Here is a 17,371-nt window from a genome sequence, read left to right on the forward strand (position 1 = left end):
GGAGGCGTCGGTCGAGCGGTCCGTTGGGGACACGGGGTCGACAGGCGGGGATGTAGGCGATAAGTCCGCTGGCGGCGGTTCGGACCGCAAGGTGTGGGGTACGGTATGCAGCACCGCCTGCGCCGCCGGCGAACGGCGCCGCCAGACGGCCGCACCCGGTTCTTCTTCCGACGCCAGGGGCGGACGCGGCACGGGTGGCGGAATCGAGACGGATGCGCCGTTGCGCGGTGGCATTGGCGGGAGTGGCCGCGTTTCCCCCGACGATCCTGACCCACCGATCGACGCGGCGGACGGCACAACGCGCGATGGCGTGGCGGCCGGAGCGCCTGCGGCTGTCCGCGGCGTCGTCTGCGGCGTCGGCTGAGGCGGTGCCGGGACCGGCGGTGTCGCCGGCCGCATAGCCCCCGCGGCCGATGCAGCGGCCTCGTCGTGCAGTTGGCGCGACGCGTCGAACACCTCGGCACAGCGGCCGCACCGGACCCACCCCTCGGAGATCCTGAGCTGATCGGGGACGACCTTGAACATCGTCCCGCAGGAAGGGCAGCTGGTGATGAGGCTCATGCGCCACCGATTGTAGGGAGCGGCCCGGGCGGTCGAACGCGCGCCGGGCGCCGGCTCAGCCCGGTCGGCGGCCGGTCATCAGGATCCAGCCGTCTTCCTCGTCCGCCACCTCGATTGCCAGGTAGGGTGCGTAGGCGGCCTGCAGTTCCTCGGCCTGCCGGGACAGAATGCCGGCGAGCACCAGGGCGCCACCCGATGCCACATGGCTGCAGAGCAGCGGCGCCAGCACTTTCAGCGGCGTGGCGAGGATGTTGGCCAGTACGGTCGCATAGGCGCCCTGCGCGCGGTCCGGCAGGCCGGCCTGCAGGCGGGCCTGGTTGGCCTCGGCGTTCAGCCGGGTCGATTCGACCGCCGCCTCGTCGATGTCCACCGCGTCGATCGGCTCTGCGCCGTGCAGCGCCGCGCCGATCGCGAGGATGCCGGAGCCGCAGCCGTAGTCCAGCGTGCGGCCGAGCGCGCCGGCCGGCTGTTGCGCGATCCAGCGCAGGCACATCCGCGTGGTCGGATGGGTGCCGGTGCCGAAGGCGAGGCCCGGATCGAGCCGGATCACCTGGCGGGCCGCCGCCGGCGGCTCGTGCCAGGTCGGCACGATCCAGAACGCGGGCGTGATCTCGACCGGCGCGAACTGCGACTGCGTGAGCCGCACCCAGTCCTGGTCGGCCACCGGCGCGCACTCCAGCATCTCGCAGCCTTCGAAGAAGTCCTGCGCGCCGAGCAGCACGGCCGCTTCCCGCGCCGCCGCCTCGTCGGCGAACAGGGCGATCACGCGCGACCGCTGCCAGCCGTCCTTGGGCGGCGGCATGCCCGGCTCTCCAAAGAGCGCCTGTTCGGCATCGGTCTGGGCATCCGCATCCTCGACGCTGACGGACAAGGCATCGAGCGCTTCGAGCGCATCGCTGACGGATTCGATGCGGGTCTCGGGGACCAGCAGACGGAGTTCGAACATGGACGGGGGCTTCCGCAGGCGTGCCGCAGCACAAAAACCAAAACCGGCCCGAAGGCCGGCAGAGGCATCAGCGCTTGTGGTGCGCGAGCCATTCCTCGAGGTAGTGGATGTTGGTGCCGCCCTCCTGGAACCGGGCGTCCAGCATCAGCTCGCGGTGCAGCGGGATGTTGGTGCTGATGCCCTCCACCACCGTCTCCAGCAGCGCGGTGCGCATCCGGGCGATCGCCTGCTCGCGGGTGTCGCCGTGGGTGATCAGCTTGCCGATCATCGAGTCGTAGTTGGGCGGCACGAAGTAGTTGCTGTAGGCGTGCGAATCGACCCGCACCCCCGGCCCGCCCGGCGCATGCCAGGTGGTGATGCGGCCCGGCGACGGCGTGAACTTGTACGGGTCCTCGGCGTTGACCCGGCATTCGATCGCATGGCCGCGCAGCACGATGTCGCGCTGGGTGAAGGGCAGCTTCTCGCCGGCCGCCACCATGATCTGCGTCTTCACGATGTCGACGCCGGTGATCAGCTCGGTCACCGGATGCTCCACCTGCACGCGGGTGTTCATCTCGATGAAATAGAACTCGCCGTTCTCGTAGAGGAACTCGAAGGTGCCGGCGCCGCGATAGCCGATCTTCTTGCAGGCGGCGACGCAGCGGTCGCCGATGCGCTCGATCAGCTTGCGCGGGATGCCCGGCGCCGGTGCTTCCTCGATCACCTTCTGGTGGCGGCGCTGCATGGAGCAGTCTCGCTCGCCCAGGTAGACCGCGTTGCGGTGCTTGTCGGCGAGCACCTGGATCTCGATGTGGCGGGGGTTCTGGAGGAACTTCTCCATGTAGACCGCCGGATTGTTGAAGGCTGCGCCGGCCTCCGCCTTGGTCATCTGCACCGCGTTGACCAGGGCCGCCTCGGTGTGCACCACCCGCATGCCGCGGCCACCACCGCCGCCGGCCGCCTTGATGATCACCGGATAGCCGATCGACTTGGCGATGCGGCGGATCTCCACCGGGTTGTCGGGCAGTTCGCCTTCGGAACCCGGCACGCAGGGCACGCCGGCCTTCAGCATCGCGAGCTTGGCCGAGACCTTGTCGCCCATGATGCGGATCGATTCGGGTGTCGGGCCGATGAACTGGAAGCCGCTCTTCTCCACCCGTTCGGCGAAGTTGGCGTTCTCCGACAGGAAGCCGTAGCCGGGGTGGATCGCCTCGGCGTCGGTGACTTCGGCGGCCGAGATGATCGCCGGCATGTTGAGGTAGGACAGCGCGGAGGGAGCCGGGCCGATGCAGACCGCCTCTTCGGCGAGCTTGACGTACTTGGCGTCGCGGTCGGCCTCGGAATAGACCATGACCGCGGTGACGCCCATTTCGCGGCAGGCACGCTGGACACGCAGCGCGATTTCTCCGCGGTTGGCGACGAGTATCTTCTTGAACATGAAGCGCAGCCCGTCGTCAGGCGATGAGGAACAGCGGCTGGCCGTATTCGACGGCTTGGCCGTTCTCGGCCAGGATCTGGGTGATGGTGCCGGACTTGTCGGCTTCGATCTCGTTCAAGATCTTCATCGCCTCGATGATGCAGATCGTGTCGCCTTCCTTGACCTGGCTGCCGACCTCGACGAACGCCTTGGCGCCCGGGCTCGACGCGTGGTACAGGGTGCCGACCATCGGCGACTTGACGACATGGCCTGTGGGTACGTCCGGCACGGCCGGTGTGCTGGCGGCTGCGGGTGCCGCCGCTGGCACGGCCGCGGCCGGTGCCTGTGCGACGGCGGGGGCCGGCACGAACTGCTGCACCACCACGCCGCCACCCTTCACGATCCGGACCTTGCCTTCGGCTTCGGTGATTTCCAGTTCGGAGACGTTCGACTCCGACACGAGGTCGATCAGGGTCTTGAGTTTGCGCAGATCCATGGTGGCCGGGGCATCCGTGAGATGCTTGTAAAAAACAGGCCGCGAATGTACCGCAGAAACGGATTACATCGCCCATTTTTGGACAAATGCCGGGAATTCCCTCGAAAACAAGGAAACGGGATCAAGCGCCCTTGTGAGTCCCGCCTGTCCATCCGGCCAGATCGCCTTCCGACAGCTGGCCGATTCTACGGTGCAGCACCATCCCCTCGCCCGACACGGCCACCGAGAACGGCAGCCCGCCGGCGCCGTTGCCGAGCGCCTTCGACAGGTCAGTCCCCTGCAGCCCCGCCATCGCGATCGGGAAGGCGACCGGCGTGCGCTCCAGGAACCGGCGGACCGCCGACGGCTGGTCCACCGCCACCCCCAGCACCTGCCAGCCGCCCGGCGGCTGGGCACGGTGGAAGCGGTCGAGCAGCGGCATTTCCTCCACGCAGGGCGGGCACCAGGTCGCCCAGAAATTCACGATAACCGGCCGGCCGCGCAGCGCCGCGAGGTCGAAGGGCACCCCTGTCGGCGTCTCGAAGGCCTGCTGCCAGAGCACGTCGGCGGATGCGCCCTCGGCACCGCCCGGCTGCCGCCCGCGCCATGCCCAGCCGGCCCCGGCGACCGCGGCCGCCACGCCGATGCCGCCCACCAGCCAACGGCGGGTCGGCGGCCGGACGGTGGCGGAAGGGGATGCGGGCAGTTGGGGTTCGGTCATCGTGAGGCGTCGGAGGAAGAAGGATCGGCGAGCAGCGCGCGCACCGCAGCAGTGTCGCCGCGCGGCGTACGGCCGCGGCTGTCGGGCCGCAGCGCGCCGCGCAGATCGTCCAGATCGTAGACCAGCAGATGCACGCCGACCACCTCGCCCAGGGCCTGCGAGCGGCCCGGCACCGTCAGGGCCTCGACCGGCTCGCCGTGGAAGCCGGTGACGGTCTGCGGTTCGTAGTCCACGTGGTGGTCGATCAGCGCGATCTCGGCGGACTTGCAGTCGTCGCAGAACAGCTGGATATAGACGTCCGACAGCCGCGTCGCGGTGCCGTGCCAGACCGCCCCGCCCAGGTGCGGGCGGAATTCGCGCATGCGCTCCATCCAGACCAGCGCCACCTCGCGCAGGGCGCGCAGTTCGGCCGGCTGGGTATCGGCGCAGAACAGCGCGATGTACTCCCGCACCGCGTCCTCGACCGCATCGTTGTCGGGCAGCGCCGAGCGTGCGGGCAGGCCGAGCTGCTTGACCGCCCGCCGCTTGGCGGCGCCGTACTCCAGGCCTTCTTCGACCACCAGGCGGGCGGCGGTGGCGGCGACTTCGGATTTCAGGGTGTCCATGGCGGTCCTCTGCGGTCGGCCCCCGATTGTCGCGCCCTGCCCTGCCTGCGTGTGTGACGGCGCACCACGCCCTTGGCGTCCGCTATGGATTTGATAGCTATCTGCGCAAGTAGGACGGTCGCCGGAAGCCTCTCGGGATCCGAATACCCTCTGCCGGACCGGCTTTTAGAATCGCGCGATGCACATCCACATCCTCGGCATCTGCGGCACCTTCATGGGCGGCCTCGCCGCACTGGCCCGCGAGGCCGGCCACCGTGTCACCGGCTGCGACGCCGGCGTCTACCCGCCGATGAGCGACCAGTTGCGCGCGCTCGGCATCGACCTGATCGAAGGCTTCGGCGCCGAGCAGCTCGACCTGGAGCCCGACATGTTCGTCGTCGGCAACGTGGTGAGCCGGGCGCGCCAACCCGACGGGACTCCCAAGTTCCCGCTGATGGAGGCGATCCTCGATGCCGGCGCGCCCTATACCAGCGGCCCGCAGTGGCTCGCCGAGCATGTGCTGCAGGGCCGCCATGTCCTGGCCGTCGCCGGCACCCACGGCAAGACGACGACCAGCTCAATGCTCGCCTGGATCCTGGAAGACGCCGGCCTTGCGCCCGGCTTCCTGATCGGCGGCGTGCCGCAGAACTTCGACGTGTCGGCGCGCCTCGGCTGCGGGACATTCTTCGTGATTGAAGCCGACGAATACGACACCGCCTTCTTCGACAAGCGCAGCAAGTTCGTGCACTACCGGCCGCGCACCGCCGTGCTCAACAACCTGGAATACGACCACGCCGACATCTTCGACGACCTCGCGGCGATCGAGCGGCAGTTCCACCACCTGCTGCGCACCGTGCCGGCGAGCGGCCGGGTGATCGCCAACGGCGCGGAGGCGAGCATCGACCGGGTGCTGCAGCAAGGCTGCTGGAGTGCGCTGCGCCGCTTCGGCCCTGCGGGCAGCGACTTTGCGGCCCGGGGCGAGCCCGGTGCTTTCGAGGTATTGCAGGACGGGCAGCCGGTCGCGCGGGTGGCCTGGGATCTCACCGGCGTGCACAATCAGTGGAACGCGCTGGCGGCGATCGCCGCGGCCGAACATGTGGGCGTCGCACCGGCTGTCGCAGCGGCGGCGCTCGGCCGGTTCCGCAACGTGCGCCGGCGGATGGAGCTGCGCGGCACGGCGGCCGGCGTGCAGGTGTTCGACGATTTCGCGCACCACCCGACCGCGATCCGCACCACGCTCGACGGCCTGCGCCGCGACACGACCCGCGCAGGCGGTGGCACCGGTCGCATCCTGGCGGTGTTCGAGCCGCGCAGCAACACGATGAAGCTGGGCACCATGGCGTCGCAGCTGCCGTGGAGCCTGGAGGCCGCGGACCTCGCGTTCTGCCACACCGGCGGCCTCGACTGGGATGCGGCGGCCGCGCTCGCCCCGATGGGCGACCGGGCCCGTACGGCGCCGGACATCGCCACGCTGGTCGACCAGGTCGTCGCGGCGGCGCAGCCGGGCGACCGGGTGGTCTGCATGAGCAACGGCGGCTTCGGGGGCATCCACGGCCGGCTACTGGACGCTCTCGCCGCGCTATCTAATCGATAGCTGCTCGCGCCCGTCGTACGGGCGCGAGCGCCGCTTTTCTTCTTAACCGCGTGCGCGGCGGGCCGCCACGGCGTCCGACAGCACCTGCAGCGTCTCGAGCGACGTGTCCCATCCGAGGCAGGCGTCGGTGATGCTCTTGCCGTATTCCAGGCCGCCGGCGTCGTCCTTGCCCGGCGTGAACTTCTGGGCGCCGGCGTTCAGGTGGCTCTCGACCATCAGGCCGAACACGCCGCGCGAACCGCCCGCGATCTGCTGCGCCACGTCCTGCGCGACCACCTGCTGGCGCTCGTGCTGCTTGCTGCTGTTGGCATGGCTGCAGTCGACCATCAGCGTGGCCGGCAGGCCCGCCCTGGCGAGGTCGGCGCAGGCAGCCTCGACGCTCGCCGCGTCGTAGTTGGGCGCCTTGCCGCCGCGCAGGATCACGTGGCAGTCGGGGTTGCCGTCGGTCTGCACGACCGCGACCTGACCGTTCTTGTGCACCGACAGGAAGTGGTGGCCGCGCGCTGCCGCCTGGATCGCGTCGGTCGCGATGCGGATGTTGCCGTCGGTGCCGTTCTTGAAGCCGATCGGCGCCGAGATGCCCGAGGCCAGCTCGCGGTGCACCTGGCTCTCGGTGGTGCGTGCGCCGATCGCACCCCAGCTGATCAGGTCGCCGATGTACTGCGGCGAGATCACGTCGAGGAACTCGCTGCCGGCCGGCAGGCCCATGCGGTTGATGTCGATCAGCAGCTGGCGCGCGATGCGCAGGCCTTCGTCGATGCGGTAGCTCTCGTCGAGGTAGGGGTCGTTGATCAGGCCCTTCCAGCCGACGGTGGTGCGCGGCTTCTCGAAGTAGACGCGCATCACGATCTCCAGCGTGTCTGCGTACTTCTCGCGCTCGGCCTTCAGGCGGCGGGCGTATTCCAGTGCCGCGTGCGGGTCGTGGATCGAGCACGGGCCGATCACCACCAGCAGCCGGTCGTCGCGGCCGGCGATGATCTCGTGGATCGCGTGGCGGGTGCCGGCGATCAGCGACTCGACCGGGGTGCCGCGGATCGGGAAGAAGCGGATCAGGTGTTCGGGAGGCGGGAGCACGGTGATGTCCTTGATGCGTTCGTCGTCGGTCGTACTGGTCTTGTCGACGCTCGCATACCAGGGCTCGCTGGCGGCTTGGGTGGGGGCTGCGTTCATGGTGTGCTCCTGTGCTCGGGGGAAGGTTTCGGGGGCCGGAAAAAGAAAAACCGCCGGGCTTTGCAGCGCCGGCGGTATTTACTGAGATTCGGTGTGCCTGCGTTACGCGCGCACTCTCAGTCCGCCGGATGGACGGAACCAAAAGTAAAAGTAGGCGGCGCTGCGGGTTGGCATGGCGCAGGAATGTAGCACACGCACATGCTGCTGACCGGTCGCTACGACGGTCTTCGGACCTCGGTGGTGCAAAGGCGCAACGGCGCCAAGCGTGCCGATCCGCTCGCAATGGACGTCGATTCGTCCTGCGATGGCTCAGCGTACGGAGCAGAAACCCTACATACCCGCCGCGTTCCCGACAGATGCAACCTGCTGCGTCCTACACCCAAAAATGATGTTTCCAACCCATTTGTGATGCTTGCGCGCGGAGGATCGCGTTGTCACCGGACGCAGGTTCGGCGTCGAAAACCACAACGTTCTCATCCACTCGGGAGTTCTTCATGCCCATCGTTTCCCCCGCCGCGCCGCTCGACCCGCGTCCCTGGCATTCCGCCATTTCCTGGGGCGCCGTGTTCGCCGGTTTTGTGCTGTCGCTGGTCGTGTACCTGATCCTGTCGGTGCTCGGCACGGCGATCGGCGCGTCGGCCATCGATCCGATGGGCGACCGCAATCCGTTCGCCGGCTTCGGTGTCGCCACCGGCGTTTGGGCGGGCGTCACCACGCTGATCGCGATCGCGGTCGGCGGCTACTTCGCCGGCCATCTGGCCCGCGCCGAGGGCGGTTTGCACGGCCTGCTGGCCTGGGCCCTGACCACACTGGTCACGGTGTACTTGGTGATCAGCGCCACCGGCAGCGCCCTGGGCGCCGTCGGCAGCACCGCACGCGCTGGCCTGTCGGCTGCAGGTTCGGTGGCCGGTGCCGGCCTCTCGGCGGCCGCACCGTCGGTCGGCGGCGCGGTGAAGGGCCAGCTGGAGCAGGCCGGCATTTCGCTCGACATCAACAGTCTGCAGAGCGAATTGGAAAAGCTGCTGCGCCAGACCGGCAAGCCCGAGCTGCAACCGGAAAACCTGAAGGGCGAGGCGCAAGCCGCCGCACAGGACGGCCAAGCCCGCGCCAGCGACGCCGCGACCACGCCGCAGAACGCCGACACCGATGCCAAGGGCTGGCTGGCCAACGTGATCCAGCGCGGCGAGAAGGTGCTGAACGCCGCCGACAAGGAGGCGCTGGTCAACATCATCGTGGCCCGCACCGGCAAGAGCCGCGCGGAAGCCGAGCAGATCGCCAACAACTACGAGCAGACCTACAACCAGGCCCGGGCCAAGTTCGACCAGGCCAAGGAGCAGGCAGAGCAGAAGGCCCGTGAAGCCGGCGCCGAGGCCGCCAAGAGCGTCGCCAAGGGCTCCTGGGGCACGCTGGTGGTGCTGCTGATCGGCGCTGCGATCGCCGCGTTCGCCGGCACCCTGGGCCTGCGCCGCCAGCGCCGCGACGTCTACGTCGCTGCCTGATCCCGCGCTGCCGAATCGACCTACTAAAAAACGCGTCCCCCGAACGAAAAAGCCCGGCGGAGATCCGCCGGGCTTTTTTTTGGGAACGCGACGGACGGCTGTGACCCCGTCCGCGCGGAATCAGGCGGTGCCGCCTACCGTCAGCCCTTCGATCCGCAGCGTCGGCTGGCCAACGCCGACCGGCACGCTCTGGCCCTCCTTGCCGCAGGTGCCGACGCCCGGGTCGAGCGCCATGTCGTTGCCGATCATCGTGACTTTCTTCAGAGCCTCCGGCCCCGCGCCGACGATCGTCGCGCCCTTCACCGGGTACTGGATCTTGCCGTTCTCGACCCAGTAGGCCTCGCTCGCCGAGAACACGAACTTGCCGCTGGTGATGTCGACCTGGCCGCCGCCGAAGTTGGTGGCGTACAGCCCCTTCTCGATGCTCGCCACGATCTCCTGCGGATCCTTGTCGCCGCCGAGCATGTAGGTGTTGGTCATGCGCGGCATCGGGATGTGGGCGTAGCTCTCGCGGCGGCCGTTGCCGGTCGCCGGCACGCCCATCAGGCGGGCGTTCATCGAATCCTGGATGTAGCCGCGCAGGATGCCGTCCTCGATCAGCACGTTGCGCTGGCTGGCGGTGCCCTCGTCGTCGACGTTGAGCGAGCCGCGCCGGTCGGCGATGGTGCCGTCGTCGAGCACCGTCACGCCCTTGGCCGCGACGCGCTTGCCGATCTTGCCGGTGAAGGCGCTCGAGCCCTTGCGGTTGAAGTCACCTTCCAGGCCGTGGCCGATCGCCTCGTGCAGCAGGATGCCGGGCCAGCCGGAGCCGAGCACCACCGTCATCTCGCCGGCCGGGGCCGGGCGGGAATCGAGGTTGACCAGCGCCTGGCGCACTGCGTCGTCCACATACTGGCCGATCAGCGCGTCGTCGAAGTACGCGAGGCCGAAGCGCCCGCCGCCGCCGGCGGAGCCCACCTCGCGGCGGCCGTTCTGCTCGGCGATCACCGTCACCGACAGCCGCACCAGCGGCCTTACGTCGGCGGCCAGCGTGCCGTCGGCGCGCGCCACCAGCACCACGTCGTATTCGGCAGCCAGCCCGGCCATGACCTGGGCGACGCGCGGATCCTTGGCCCGGGCGCGGGCCTCGACCTTGCCGAGCAGCGCGACCTTGGCATTGCTGTCCAGCGAGGCGATCGGGTCGAGTTCCGGGTACAGCGAGCGGCTGCCCGCTATCTTTTTGCGAGCAACCTTCACACGCCCCGCCTGCGCTACCGACGAAATCGACCGCACAGTCCGGGCCGCGTCGAGCAGCGATGCCTCGGAGATGTCGTCGGAGTACGCGAAGGCCGTCTTCTCGCCGCTGACCGCCCGCACGCCGACGCCCTGGTCGATGCTGAAGCTGCCGGTCTTGACGATGCCCTCCTCCAGGCTCCAGCCTTCGTGGCGGGTGTACTGGAAGTAGAGGTCCGCATCGTCCACCTGGTGGGCGCGGATCTCGTTCAAGGCGCGGGTCAGGTGGGATTCGTCCAGGCCGAAAGGCTCCAGCAGCAGGCGCTGGGCGATCGACAGGCGTTCGAGGGTGGGTTCGCGGGAGATCATCGGCAGATTCTAGGTCGCGGCCCAATGCCGCACCGACCGTCGGGGCAGCGCCTCAGACGCCCGCCGCGTCGTCCTCGGGCGTCGGCCGGCCGCGCGCCACCGGACTGCGCCGGTAGGCGACGAGGCCCATGAGGAGCCACAGGGCGGCCGCGACGAAGATCCAGCCGAACGTCGCGGCAGCGCTCCAGCCGCGCCGCTGGCCCGCCTCGGCGATCCAGCCGTAGGCCGCCGACACCACCGCCGAGCCGAGGAACACGAAGCTGTTGAGCAGCCCCAGTCCGCGCCCGCGCAGCGCCGGTCCGATCATTTCGCGGCCGTGCGACATCACCATCGGGTGCAGCATGCCGACGGTACACATCGCCGCCAGCAGCACGAGATCGAGCGGCAGCCACAGCCCCGGCGCGGCCGCCAGCGCCAGGCAGAGCAGCAGGCTCGCGCCGCTCCAGCGCTGCACCGTGGTCTTGAGCGACCAGCGGCGCATCAGCACCGGCAGCACGAAGGCCGAGCCGAAGGCGGTGAGCGTGACCAGGCTGATCGCGATGCCGCGCTGCACCGTCTCCAGGCCGAAGACGGAAGCGAAGTACGGCCCGCCCCAGGCGCTGCGGAAGCTGGTGCCGGCCGCCAGCGCCATGCACAGCGGGATCAGCGTCCAGAAGGGCCGGATGCGCAGCAGCCCGGCGCAGGAGCGCAGCACCGCGGCCGGCGACTCCGCCCGCGCTTCGGCATGCCCCCGGTCGTGGAGTGTGCGGGCGACCGCGATGCAGACCACCGCCAGCCCCGCGGTGGCGCAGAGGATCGGGGCGCGCCAGCCGAACGCGGCGGCCGCCCATCCGAGCGGCGCGGCCGCCACCAGCGCGCCGAGGATGCCCAGCCCGTTGGTGACCGCCGTGACCCGGTGGAAGCGGGACTCGTCCAGATGCTCGGACGCGTAGTGCAGCAGCCCCATGAAGGCCGGCGCGCAGGCCACGCCCAGCGCCGCCTGCGCGACCAGCGCCGTGCCGCCGTTCGGCGCCAGCGCGAACAGCGCCCCGCCCGCGATGCCGACGGCCGTGAGCACCGCCGTCGGCCGGCCGACACCGTAGCGGTCGAAGGCCACGCCGCAGGGCAGCTGCATCAGGGCGAACGCTCCGAAGAAGGCCGACGACAGCGCGCCGAACCCGGCGGCGTTCAGGCCCAGGTCGTGCTGCAGTTCGGGTGCGATCACCGCCAGGCAGCTGCGGAAGAACTGGCTCAGCATGACCGCGCCGGTCAGGGCGGCCAGCGCCGGCCCGGTACCGGCGGCCATCAGGTCTGGATCAGGCGGCGCGCCCGGGAGATCGACATCAGGATGCCCAGCGCCATGCCGAGCGTGACCATCGCGGTGCCGCCGTAGCTGATGAAGGGCAGCGGCACGCCCACCACCGGCAGGATGCCGCTCACCATGCCCATGTTCACGAAGGCGTAGGTGAAGAAGATCATCGTCATCGCCCCGGCCAGGAGCCGCGCGAACAGCGTCGGCGCCTCGGCCGCGATGAACAGGCCGCGCACGATCAGGAACAGGAAGCCGACGATCAGCAGCCCGTTGCCCAAGAGGCCGAATTCCTCGGAAAAGGCCGCGAAGATGAAGTCGGTGGTGCGCTCGGGGATGAACTCGAGGTGGGTCTGGGTGCCGGCCATGAAACCCTTGCCCCAGATGCCGCCCGAGCCGATGGCGATCATCCCCTGGATGATGTGGAAGCCCTTGCCGAGCGGGTCCTTGGCCGGGTCGAGCAGCGTGCAGATGCGCTGCTGCTGGTAGTCGTGCAGCACCGCCCAGCGCACGCCGGCCGCGCACAGCTCGGGCTCGTACCAGACGATCAGCGCGATGCCGACGGCCGCCAGCAGCACCGGCGGTAGCACCAGCTTCCAGCTCAGGCCGGCGAAGAAGATCACCGACAGGCCGGCGGCCAGCACCAGCAGCGCGGTGCCCAGGTCAGGCTGCTTCATGATCAGGCCGACCGGCACCAGCAGCAGCGCGCCGGCGGCGATGAAGTCGAGCGGCCGGAGCTGGCCTTCCCGCTTCTGGAACCACCAGGCGAGCATCAACGGGGTCGCGATCTTCAGCAGCTCGCTCGGCTGGATCACCACGCCGATGTTGATCCAGCGGGTCGCGCCCTTCTTGGTGATGCCGAACAGCGCCACCGCCACCAGCAGTGCCACGCCCAGGCTGTAGAGCGGCAGCGCGAAGGACATCAGCCGCTGCGGCGACAGCTGCGCCACCAGGAACATGATTCCGCCGGCGATCAGCATATTGCGGCCGTGGTCGATGAACCGGGTGCCGTGGTCGAAGCCGGACGAATACATGGCCAGCAGTCCGGCGGCACACAGCAGCAGGACGGCGCAGGCGAGGAGGAAATCGAAGCCCTGGAACATGGGCATCAGCCGCTTCGGGAACGAGGGCTTGTCGAAAACGGCGGACATCCCGCGATTATCGGACGCGGGCTGCTAGCCGCCCTGCCGGAAGGCCATCAGCGCCTGGTTGCGCAGGGTGCGCAGCAGGGCGAAGCCGCGCTCGTCGAGCACGATGCCGTCGGGCTTCGCGTGGTCGGCATAGAGCAGTGCGAACGGCTGCCCGCGGGCGACCAGCGGCAGCAGCACGAAGGCACCGGTCCCGGCGAAGGCGGCCCGGTACCAGGCGGGCAGGCGCTGGGCCTGCGCGGGGTCGGCCAGGTCGGCCATCAGCAGGTCGCCGCCCCGGCGGCAGACCGCCGCAAACAGGTCGCCGGACGCGGCCAGCGGGAACCGCAGCAGGCGCGACGCATCCTGGTGGCCTTCGCCGAGCGCGAAGCGGCCGGCCATGGTGTCGGTCTTCGCGTCGCGCAGGCAGAACACCACCCGGCGCAGGCCGAGGCCGCGCAGCATCGTCTCCATCACCATGCGGACCACGTCGTCGACGCGGACGCCGCTGCCGGCCATCGCATCCACGATCTCCTGCACGCCGGCGGCCAGCACCTCGGCCGGCACGGGCGGCGGCGGCGCATGGCGGGCGGCGCGCGCGGCCGCCAGGGCCCGGCGCTTTTCCTCGACGGTGCGGGATTCGGGCGGCGGGGCGTCGGCGGCCGGCTCCGGCTGCAGCAGCCGGGCCGCGGCGCTGCCCGCCTCCACCTGCAGCTGCATCGCGTCGGTGAGCCGCAGCGTCTTCTCGCGCGCCGCCTGGGCTGCCTTTTCCAGCGTGGCCAAGCCGCCGGGCACGACGGCCGCGTAGCGCCGGGCCGCCTCGCGCAGCAGCGCCGGGCGATCCTCGGCGGCCGCCATCGCCGCCAGCGCCACGTCGTTGGCGGCGGCGCCGATCCAGCGCAGCCGTTCAACCGGGTCATCGGCGCCCCGGGGCGGCGGCGGGCCGTCGGGTCGGCGCATGGCTCGCTGCAGCGCATCGGGCAGTCCCCAGGCCCGCGCGACGCCGACGCCCAGGTCCTCGTAGGGCAGGCCCAGCACCTGCGCCGAGGCGGCCGGCTCGCCGCCGGGGAAGTCGGGCGTGTCCTGCAGCGCGGCGATGCGGCCGGTCTCGTCCTGGAAATAGAAGCAGCCAAGCATCCGCCCGAGGTTCTGGAACATCGCGCCGAGGAAGGCGCCCTCCCCGTCGTGCACGCCGGGCGCCAGCTCGGTGGCGACGGCGCCGGCCATCAGCGCCCGGACGAATTCCTCCTGCATCTGCCGGGCATGCACCTTGTCCTCCATCTGGTCGAGCATCACCAGGCTGAGCGCCATGTTGCGCACCGTGTTGAAGCCGACCAGGCTGACCGCCCGCGACACGGTGGCGATCGCGCCCTGGCCGTAGTGGGCGAACTGCACGCTGTTGACGAGGCGCAGCAGCTTCTGGGTGAGCGCCACGTCCTTCAGGATCTCGTGGGTCAGGTCGGCCAGGCTTTCGCGGTCGGAGGCCGCGGTGCGCAGGATGCTCGCGACCGACTCCGACAGCGCCGGAAAGTCGGTGCGGTGCCGCATCCGCAGGAGCAGCGCCTGCAGCGCGGCCTCGCGGGGCGAAGGCACGGGGTCGGCGGCGGCAGGCGGAGCAGAATCGGGCATGGACCGACGATCCTAGCGGGGCCGCTCGCGTTTCCGTGGTTCGCGCGCGACGCCGATGCTGCCGGCGCCCTTCTGTCTTTTTCCTGCCATGACGACCACCACCCACCTGCTCTACCTGCACGGCTTCCGTTCGTCGCCGCAGTCCGCCAAGGCCCGGATGATGGCCGCCCGGATCGCCGAGCGGCATCCGGCGGTGACCTGGTGGTGCCCGCAGCTGCCGCCCTCGCCCGCCGCCGCCATGGCGCTGTGCGAGGCCGGTATCGCCGGCTGGCCGGCGGAGCGGACGGCGGTGGTCGGTTCCTCGCTCGGCGGCTTCTATGCCGGCTGGCTGCAGCACCGCACCGGCTGCGCACGGGCGGTGCTGCTCAACCCGGCGGTCGATCCCGCACGCGACCTGGCGCGCCACATCGGCGAGCAGACGACCTGGCATGCGCCGGAGGAACGCTTCTACTTCCGGCCGGAATTCGTCGAGGAACTGCGCGCGCTGGAGAGCCCGCCGCAGACCGATCCGGCGCGCCTTTATGCGGTGATCGCCCAGGGCGACGAGGTGCTTGACTGGCGCGAGATGGCCGCCCGCTGTGCCGGCGGCACGGTGCGGCTGCTGGCGGGCGGCGACCATGCGCTGTCGGACTTCGACCGCCACATCGACGGGGTGTGCGACTTCCTCGACCTGCCAAGGTAGCCGTGCGGCAATGGGACAATGCCGCCCCATGTACGCACTGTTCGAAGACGCCGGCAAGTTCCTCGCCGGCCGCATCCTCTCCGAAGCCGAATCGTCCGCCCAGGTGGAGCTGGAGTCCGGCAAGCGGGTCAAGGTCAAGGCCACCCACCTGCTGCTGAAGTTCGAAAAACCCCAGCCCGCCGCCCTGCTGGCCGAGGCCCAGGCGCTGGCCGCCACCATCGAGCTGGAAATGGCCTGGGAGTTCGCGCCCGACGAGGAATTCGGCTTCGCCGAGCTGGCGCGCGACTATTTCAGCGCCCAGGCCACGACCGTCGAGCAGGCCGCGATGCTGCTGCGCCTGTTCGAGGCGCCGCACTACTTCCGCCGCGCCGGCAAGGGTCGCTTCCGCAAGGCGTCGGCCGAGGTGGTGCAGCAGGCGCTGGCCGGCATCGAGAAGAAGAAGGCCCAGCAGCAGCAGATCGCCGACTGGGCACAGGCGCTGGCCGCCGGCGACGCGCCGCAGCCGATCCGCGACCAGCTCTACAAGATCCTGTTCAGGCCGGACAAGAACGCGCCCGAGTACAAGTCGGTGGTCGAGGCCTCCCGCGCCACCCACACGCCGCCGCTCGACCTGCTGCGCCGCGCCGGCGCGATCGAGTCGGCTTACCAGTTCCACTGGAAGCGCTTTCTGTTCGACAACTTCCCCAAGGGCACGGGCTTTCCGGCCCTGCAGGCGCCGGCCATCGCCGACGACCTGCCGCTGGCCGAAGGCGTGGAAGCGTTCTCCATCGACGACTCGCAGACCACCGAGATCGACGACGCGCTGTCGGTCCAGGGCCTGGGCAGCGGCGCGGTGACGGTCGGCATCCACATCGCGGCACCGGGCCTGGCCTTCATACCGGGCGGCCCGATCGACCAGGTGGCGCGCCAGCGGCTGTCCACCGTCTACATGCCCGGCCACAAGATCACCATGCTGCCCGACGAAGTGGTGCAGCGCTACACGCTGGGCGAGGGCGAGGCCCGGCCGGCGGTGTCGCTGTACGTGACCTTCGACGAGGCGACGCTGGAGATCCGCAGCCGCGAGACGAAGATCGAACGGGTGCCGATCGTCGCCAACCTGCGCCACGATCAGCTCGACGCGGTGGTGACCGAAGCGTGGCTCACCGACCCGGCTTTCCAGCATGAAATCGAGCCCCAGCGCACGTCCGGCCTGCGCAAGCAGCTATCGTTTTTATATCGCCTGGCGCGCGACCTGAAGGCCAAGCGCGAGGTCGTGCGCGGCAAGCCCGAGACTTTCAACCGGCCCGACTACAACTTCCGCCTCGACGGCAACGACGGCGCCGAGCCGACCGGGCAGGAGCAGGTCCGCATCACCACCCGCCAGCGCGGCGCGCCGCTCGACCTGATCGTGGCCGAGGCGATGATCCTGGCCAACAGCAGCTGGGGCGTCTGGCTGGGCGAGCTGGGCGTCCCCGGCATCTACCGCAGCCAGGCGAGCCTCGCGCCCGGCATGAAGGTGCGCATGGGCACCAAGGCGCTGCCGCATGCGGGCATCGGCGTGCCGAGCTACGCCTGGAGCACCTCGCCGCTGCGCCGCTACGTGGACCTGGTCAACCAGTGGCAGATCATCGCGGCGGCCCGCCACGGCGCCACCGCCGCGCTGGCCGCGCCCTTCAAGCCGAAGGACGCCGAACTGTTCTCGATCATCTCGGGCTTCGACGCCGCCTACACCGCATACAACGGCTACCAGGCGGGCATGGAGCGCTTCTGGACGCTGCAGTACCTGCGGCAGAACGGCATCGCCGAGATCGTCGCCTCGGTCATCAAGGAAGGCCCGGCGGGCAGCTTCCTGGTACGGGCCGACGACCTGCCGCTGGTGCTGCCGGTGCTGGGCGCGCAGGCGCTGCCGCGCGGCGCCCGGGTGCGGGTGCGGCTCGGCGAGATCGACGACATCGCGCTCGACGTCGGCGGTACCGTGGTCGAGCGGCTGGATTTGGAAGCCGACACGGCGGCCGGCGCCGAGGACGAGGCCGGCGACGACGAGGAAGCGGTGGCCGGCCCGATCGCGATCGCGGTCGATGTCACCGAGGAGCCGGCGCCCGCTACGGCCTCCTGACCTTTCCCTGCTCCGCCCATCTT

Annotated in this window: 15 protein-coding genes and 1 pseudogene; 5 read left to right on the forward strand and 11 right to left on the reverse strand. The window is 70.1% G+C overall.

Annotated elements, in window-relative coordinates:
* Window positions 1-364: hypothetical protein (locus QZ500_RS16235; protein ID WP_295856680.1), on the forward strand; the 364-nt coding region annotated here is incomplete at its 5' end.
* A gap of 92 nt (window positions 365-456) precedes the next feature.
* Here QZ500_RS16235 and QZ500_RS16240 read toward each other — a convergent pair.
* From QZ500_RS16240 to QZ500_RS16265, 6 genes and pseudogenes are all read right to left on the reverse strand, one after another.
* Window positions 457-561, reverse strand: a pseudogene (locus QZ500_RS16240) (zinc-ribbon domain-containing protein); the annotation flags it as partial.
* A 55-nt stretch (window positions 562-616) separates the two neighbouring features.
* Window positions 617-1,507, reverse strand: a complete 891-nt coding sequence (gene prmA / locus QZ500_RS16245) for a 50S ribosomal protein L11 methyltransferase (protein WP_295856578.1) — start codon at window positions 1,505-1,507, stop codon at window positions 617-619.
* Window positions 1,508-1,574: 67 nt separating this feature from the next.
* Window positions 1,575-2,924 (reverse strand): acetyl-CoA carboxylase biotin carboxylase subunit, encoded by a 1,350-nt coding sequence (accC, locus tag QZ500_RS16250; RefSeq protein ID WP_295856580.1) that lies wholly within the window; start codon window positions 2,922-2,924, stop codon window positions 1,575-1,577.
* Window positions 2,925-2,940: 16 nt separating this feature from the next.
* Window positions 2,941-3,399 (reverse strand): acetyl-CoA carboxylase biotin carboxyl carrier protein, encoded by a 459-nt coding sequence (gene accB, locus QZ500_RS16255; RefSeq protein ID WP_295856582.1) that lies wholly within the window; start codon window positions 3,397-3,399, stop codon window positions 2,941-2,943.
* Between the two features lie 121 nt (window positions 3,400-3,520).
* On the reverse strand, window positions 3,521-4,099 hold the full coding sequence (locus QZ500_RS16260; RefSeq protein WP_295856583.1) for a TlpA disulfide reductase family protein: 579 nt from the start codon (window positions 4,097-4,099) through the stop codon (window positions 3,521-3,523).
* Complete coding sequence (locus QZ500_RS16265) at window positions 4,096-4,704, reverse strand: hypothetical protein (protein ID WP_295856585.1); 609 nt, start codon at window positions 4,702-4,704, stop codon at window positions 4,096-4,098. The genes QZ500_RS16260 and QZ500_RS16265 overlap by 4 nt, the downstream gene beginning before the upstream one ends.
* Before the next feature lie 178 nt (window positions 4,705-4,882).
* Between QZ500_RS16265 and mpl the strand changes: the two genes are divergently transcribed.
* On the forward strand, window positions 4,883-6,277 hold the full coding sequence (gene mpl / locus QZ500_RS16270; RefSeq protein ID WP_295856587.1) for a UDP-N-acetylmuramate:L-alanyl-gamma-D-glutamyl-meso-diaminopimelate ligase: 1,395 nt from the start codon (window positions 4,883-4,885) through the stop codon (window positions 6,275-6,277).
* A gap of 42 nt (window positions 6,278-6,319) precedes the next feature.
* Here the strand turns inward: mpl and QZ500_RS16275 are convergent, their stop codons facing one another.
* Window positions 6,320-7,447: a 3-deoxy-7-phosphoheptulonate synthase gene (locus tag QZ500_RS16275; protein ID WP_295856589.1), complete on the reverse strand. Its 1,128-nt coding sequence runs from the start codon at window positions 7,445-7,447 to the stop codon at window positions 6,320-6,322.
* Window positions 7,448-7,941: 494 nt separating this feature from the next.
* Here QZ500_RS16275 and QZ500_RS16280 point away from each other — a divergent pair, with 494 nt between their 5' ends.
* Window positions 7,942-8,946 (forward strand): hypothetical protein, encoded by a 1,005-nt coding sequence (locus QZ500_RS16280; RefSeq protein WP_295856591.1) that lies wholly within the window; start codon window positions 7,942-7,944, stop codon window positions 8,944-8,946.
* A 120-nt stretch (window positions 8,947-9,066) separates the two neighbouring features.
* Here QZ500_RS16280 and tldD read toward each other — a convergent pair whose 3' ends face one another.
* From tldD to QZ500_RS16300, 4 genes are read right to left on the reverse strand one after another with little or no spacing between them, the layout of a single operon-like run.
* On the reverse strand, window positions 9,067-10,527 hold the full coding sequence (gene tldD / locus QZ500_RS16285; RefSeq protein ID WP_295856593.1) for a metalloprotease TldD: 1,461 nt from the start codon (window positions 10,525-10,527) through the stop codon (window positions 9,067-9,069).
* 52 nt (window positions 10,528-10,579) lie between these two features.
* On the reverse strand, window positions 10,580-11,812 hold the full coding sequence (locus QZ500_RS16290; protein ID WP_295856595.1) for an MFS transporter: 1,233 nt from the start codon (window positions 11,810-11,812) through the stop codon (window positions 10,580-10,582).
* Window positions 11,812-12,966, reverse strand: coding sequence for a rod shape-determining protein RodA (gene rodA, locus QZ500_RS16295; protein ID WP_295856597.1), 1,155 nt, complete (start codon window positions 12,964-12,966; stop codon window positions 11,812-11,814). The genes QZ500_RS16290 and rodA overlap by 1 nt, the downstream gene beginning before the upstream one ends.
* A 24-nt stretch (window positions 12,967-12,990) precedes the next feature.
* Window positions 12,991-14,571, reverse strand: coding sequence for an HDOD domain-containing protein (locus QZ500_RS16300; protein ID WP_295856599.1), 1,581 nt, complete (start codon window positions 14,569-14,571; stop codon window positions 12,991-12,993).
* 88 nt (window positions 14,572-14,659) lie between these two features.
* Here QZ500_RS16300 and QZ500_RS16305 point away from each other — a divergent pair, with 88 nt between their 5' ends.
* Both QZ500_RS16305 and QZ500_RS16310 read left to right on the forward strand, forming a co-directional pair.
* Window positions 14,660-15,253: a YqiA/YcfP family alpha/beta fold hydrolase gene (locus QZ500_RS16305; protein WP_295856601.1), complete on the forward strand. Its 594-nt coding sequence runs from the start codon at window positions 14,660-14,662 to the stop codon at window positions 15,251-15,253.
* A 28-nt stretch (window positions 15,254-15,281) separates the two neighbouring features.
* The gene (locus QZ500_RS16310; protein ID WP_295856602.1) at window positions 15,282-17,348 is read left to right on the forward strand and encodes an RNB domain-containing ribonuclease; all 2,067 of its coding nucleotides are present in this window, start codon (window positions 15,282-15,284) and stop codon (window positions 17,346-17,348) included.
* The last annotated feature ends 23 nt before the right edge of the window (window positions 17,349-17,371 follow it).

The sequence above is a fragment of the uncultured Xylophilus sp. genome, assembly GCA_913776965.1.
In the GTDB taxonomy this organism is placed as follows: domain Bacteria; phylum Pseudomonadota; class Gammaproteobacteria; order Burkholderiales; family Burkholderiaceae_C; genus Xylophilus.

Bases quoted from the DNA above. Each gene is read 5' to 3' on its own strand.
- prmA (WP_295856578.1), bottom strand. From the start codon at position 1,507: ATGTTCGAACTCCGTCTGCTGGTCCCCGAGACCCGCATCGAATCCGTC.
- accC (WP_295856580.1), bottom strand. From the start codon at position 2,924: ATGTTCAAGAAGATACTCGTCGCCAACCGCGGAGAAATCGCGCTGCGT.
- accB (WP_295856582.1), bottom strand. From the start codon at position 3,399: ATGGATCTGCGCAAACTCAAGACCCTGATCGACCTCGTGTCGGAGTCG.
- QZ500_RS16260 (WP_295856583.1), bottom strand. From the start codon at position 4,099: ATGACCGAACCCCAACTGCCCGCATCCCCTTCCGCCACCGTCCGGCCG.
- QZ500_RS16265 (WP_295856585.1), bottom strand. From the start codon at position 4,704: ATGGACACCCTGAAATCCGAAGTCGCCGCCACCGCCGCCCGCCTGGTG.
- mpl (WP_295856587.1), top strand. From the start codon at position 4,883: ATGCACATCCACATCCTCGGCATCTGCGGCACCTTCATGGGCGGCCTC.
- QZ500_RS16275 (WP_295856589.1), bottom strand. From the start codon at position 7,447: ATGAACGCAGCCCCCACCCAAGCCGCCAGCGAGCCCTGGTATGCGAGC.
- QZ500_RS16280 (WP_295856591.1), top strand. From the start codon at position 7,942: ATGCCCATCGTTTCCCCCGCCGCGCCGCTCGACCCGCGTCCCTGGCAT.
- tldD (WP_295856593.1), bottom strand. From the start codon at position 10,527: ATGATCTCCCGCGAACCCACCCTCGAACGCCTGTCGATCGCCCAGCGC.
- QZ500_RS16290 (WP_295856595.1), bottom strand. From the start codon at position 11,812: ATGGCCGCCGGTACCGGGCCGGCGCTGGCCGCCCTGACCGGCGCGGTC.
- rodA (WP_295856597.1), bottom strand. From the start codon at position 12,966: ATGTCCGCCGTTTTCGACAAGCCCTCGTTCCCGAAGCGGCTGATGCCC.
- QZ500_RS16300 (WP_295856599.1), bottom strand. From the start codon at position 14,571: ATGCCCGATTCTGCTCCGCCTGCCGCCGCCGACCCCGTGCCTTCGCCC.
- QZ500_RS16305 (WP_295856601.1), top strand. From the start codon at position 14,660: ATGACGACCACCACCCACCTGCTCTACCTGCACGGCTTCCGTTCGTCG.
- QZ500_RS16310 (WP_295856602.1), top strand. From the start codon at position 15,282: ATGTACGCACTGTTCGAAGACGCCGGCAAGTTCCTCGCCGGCCGCATC.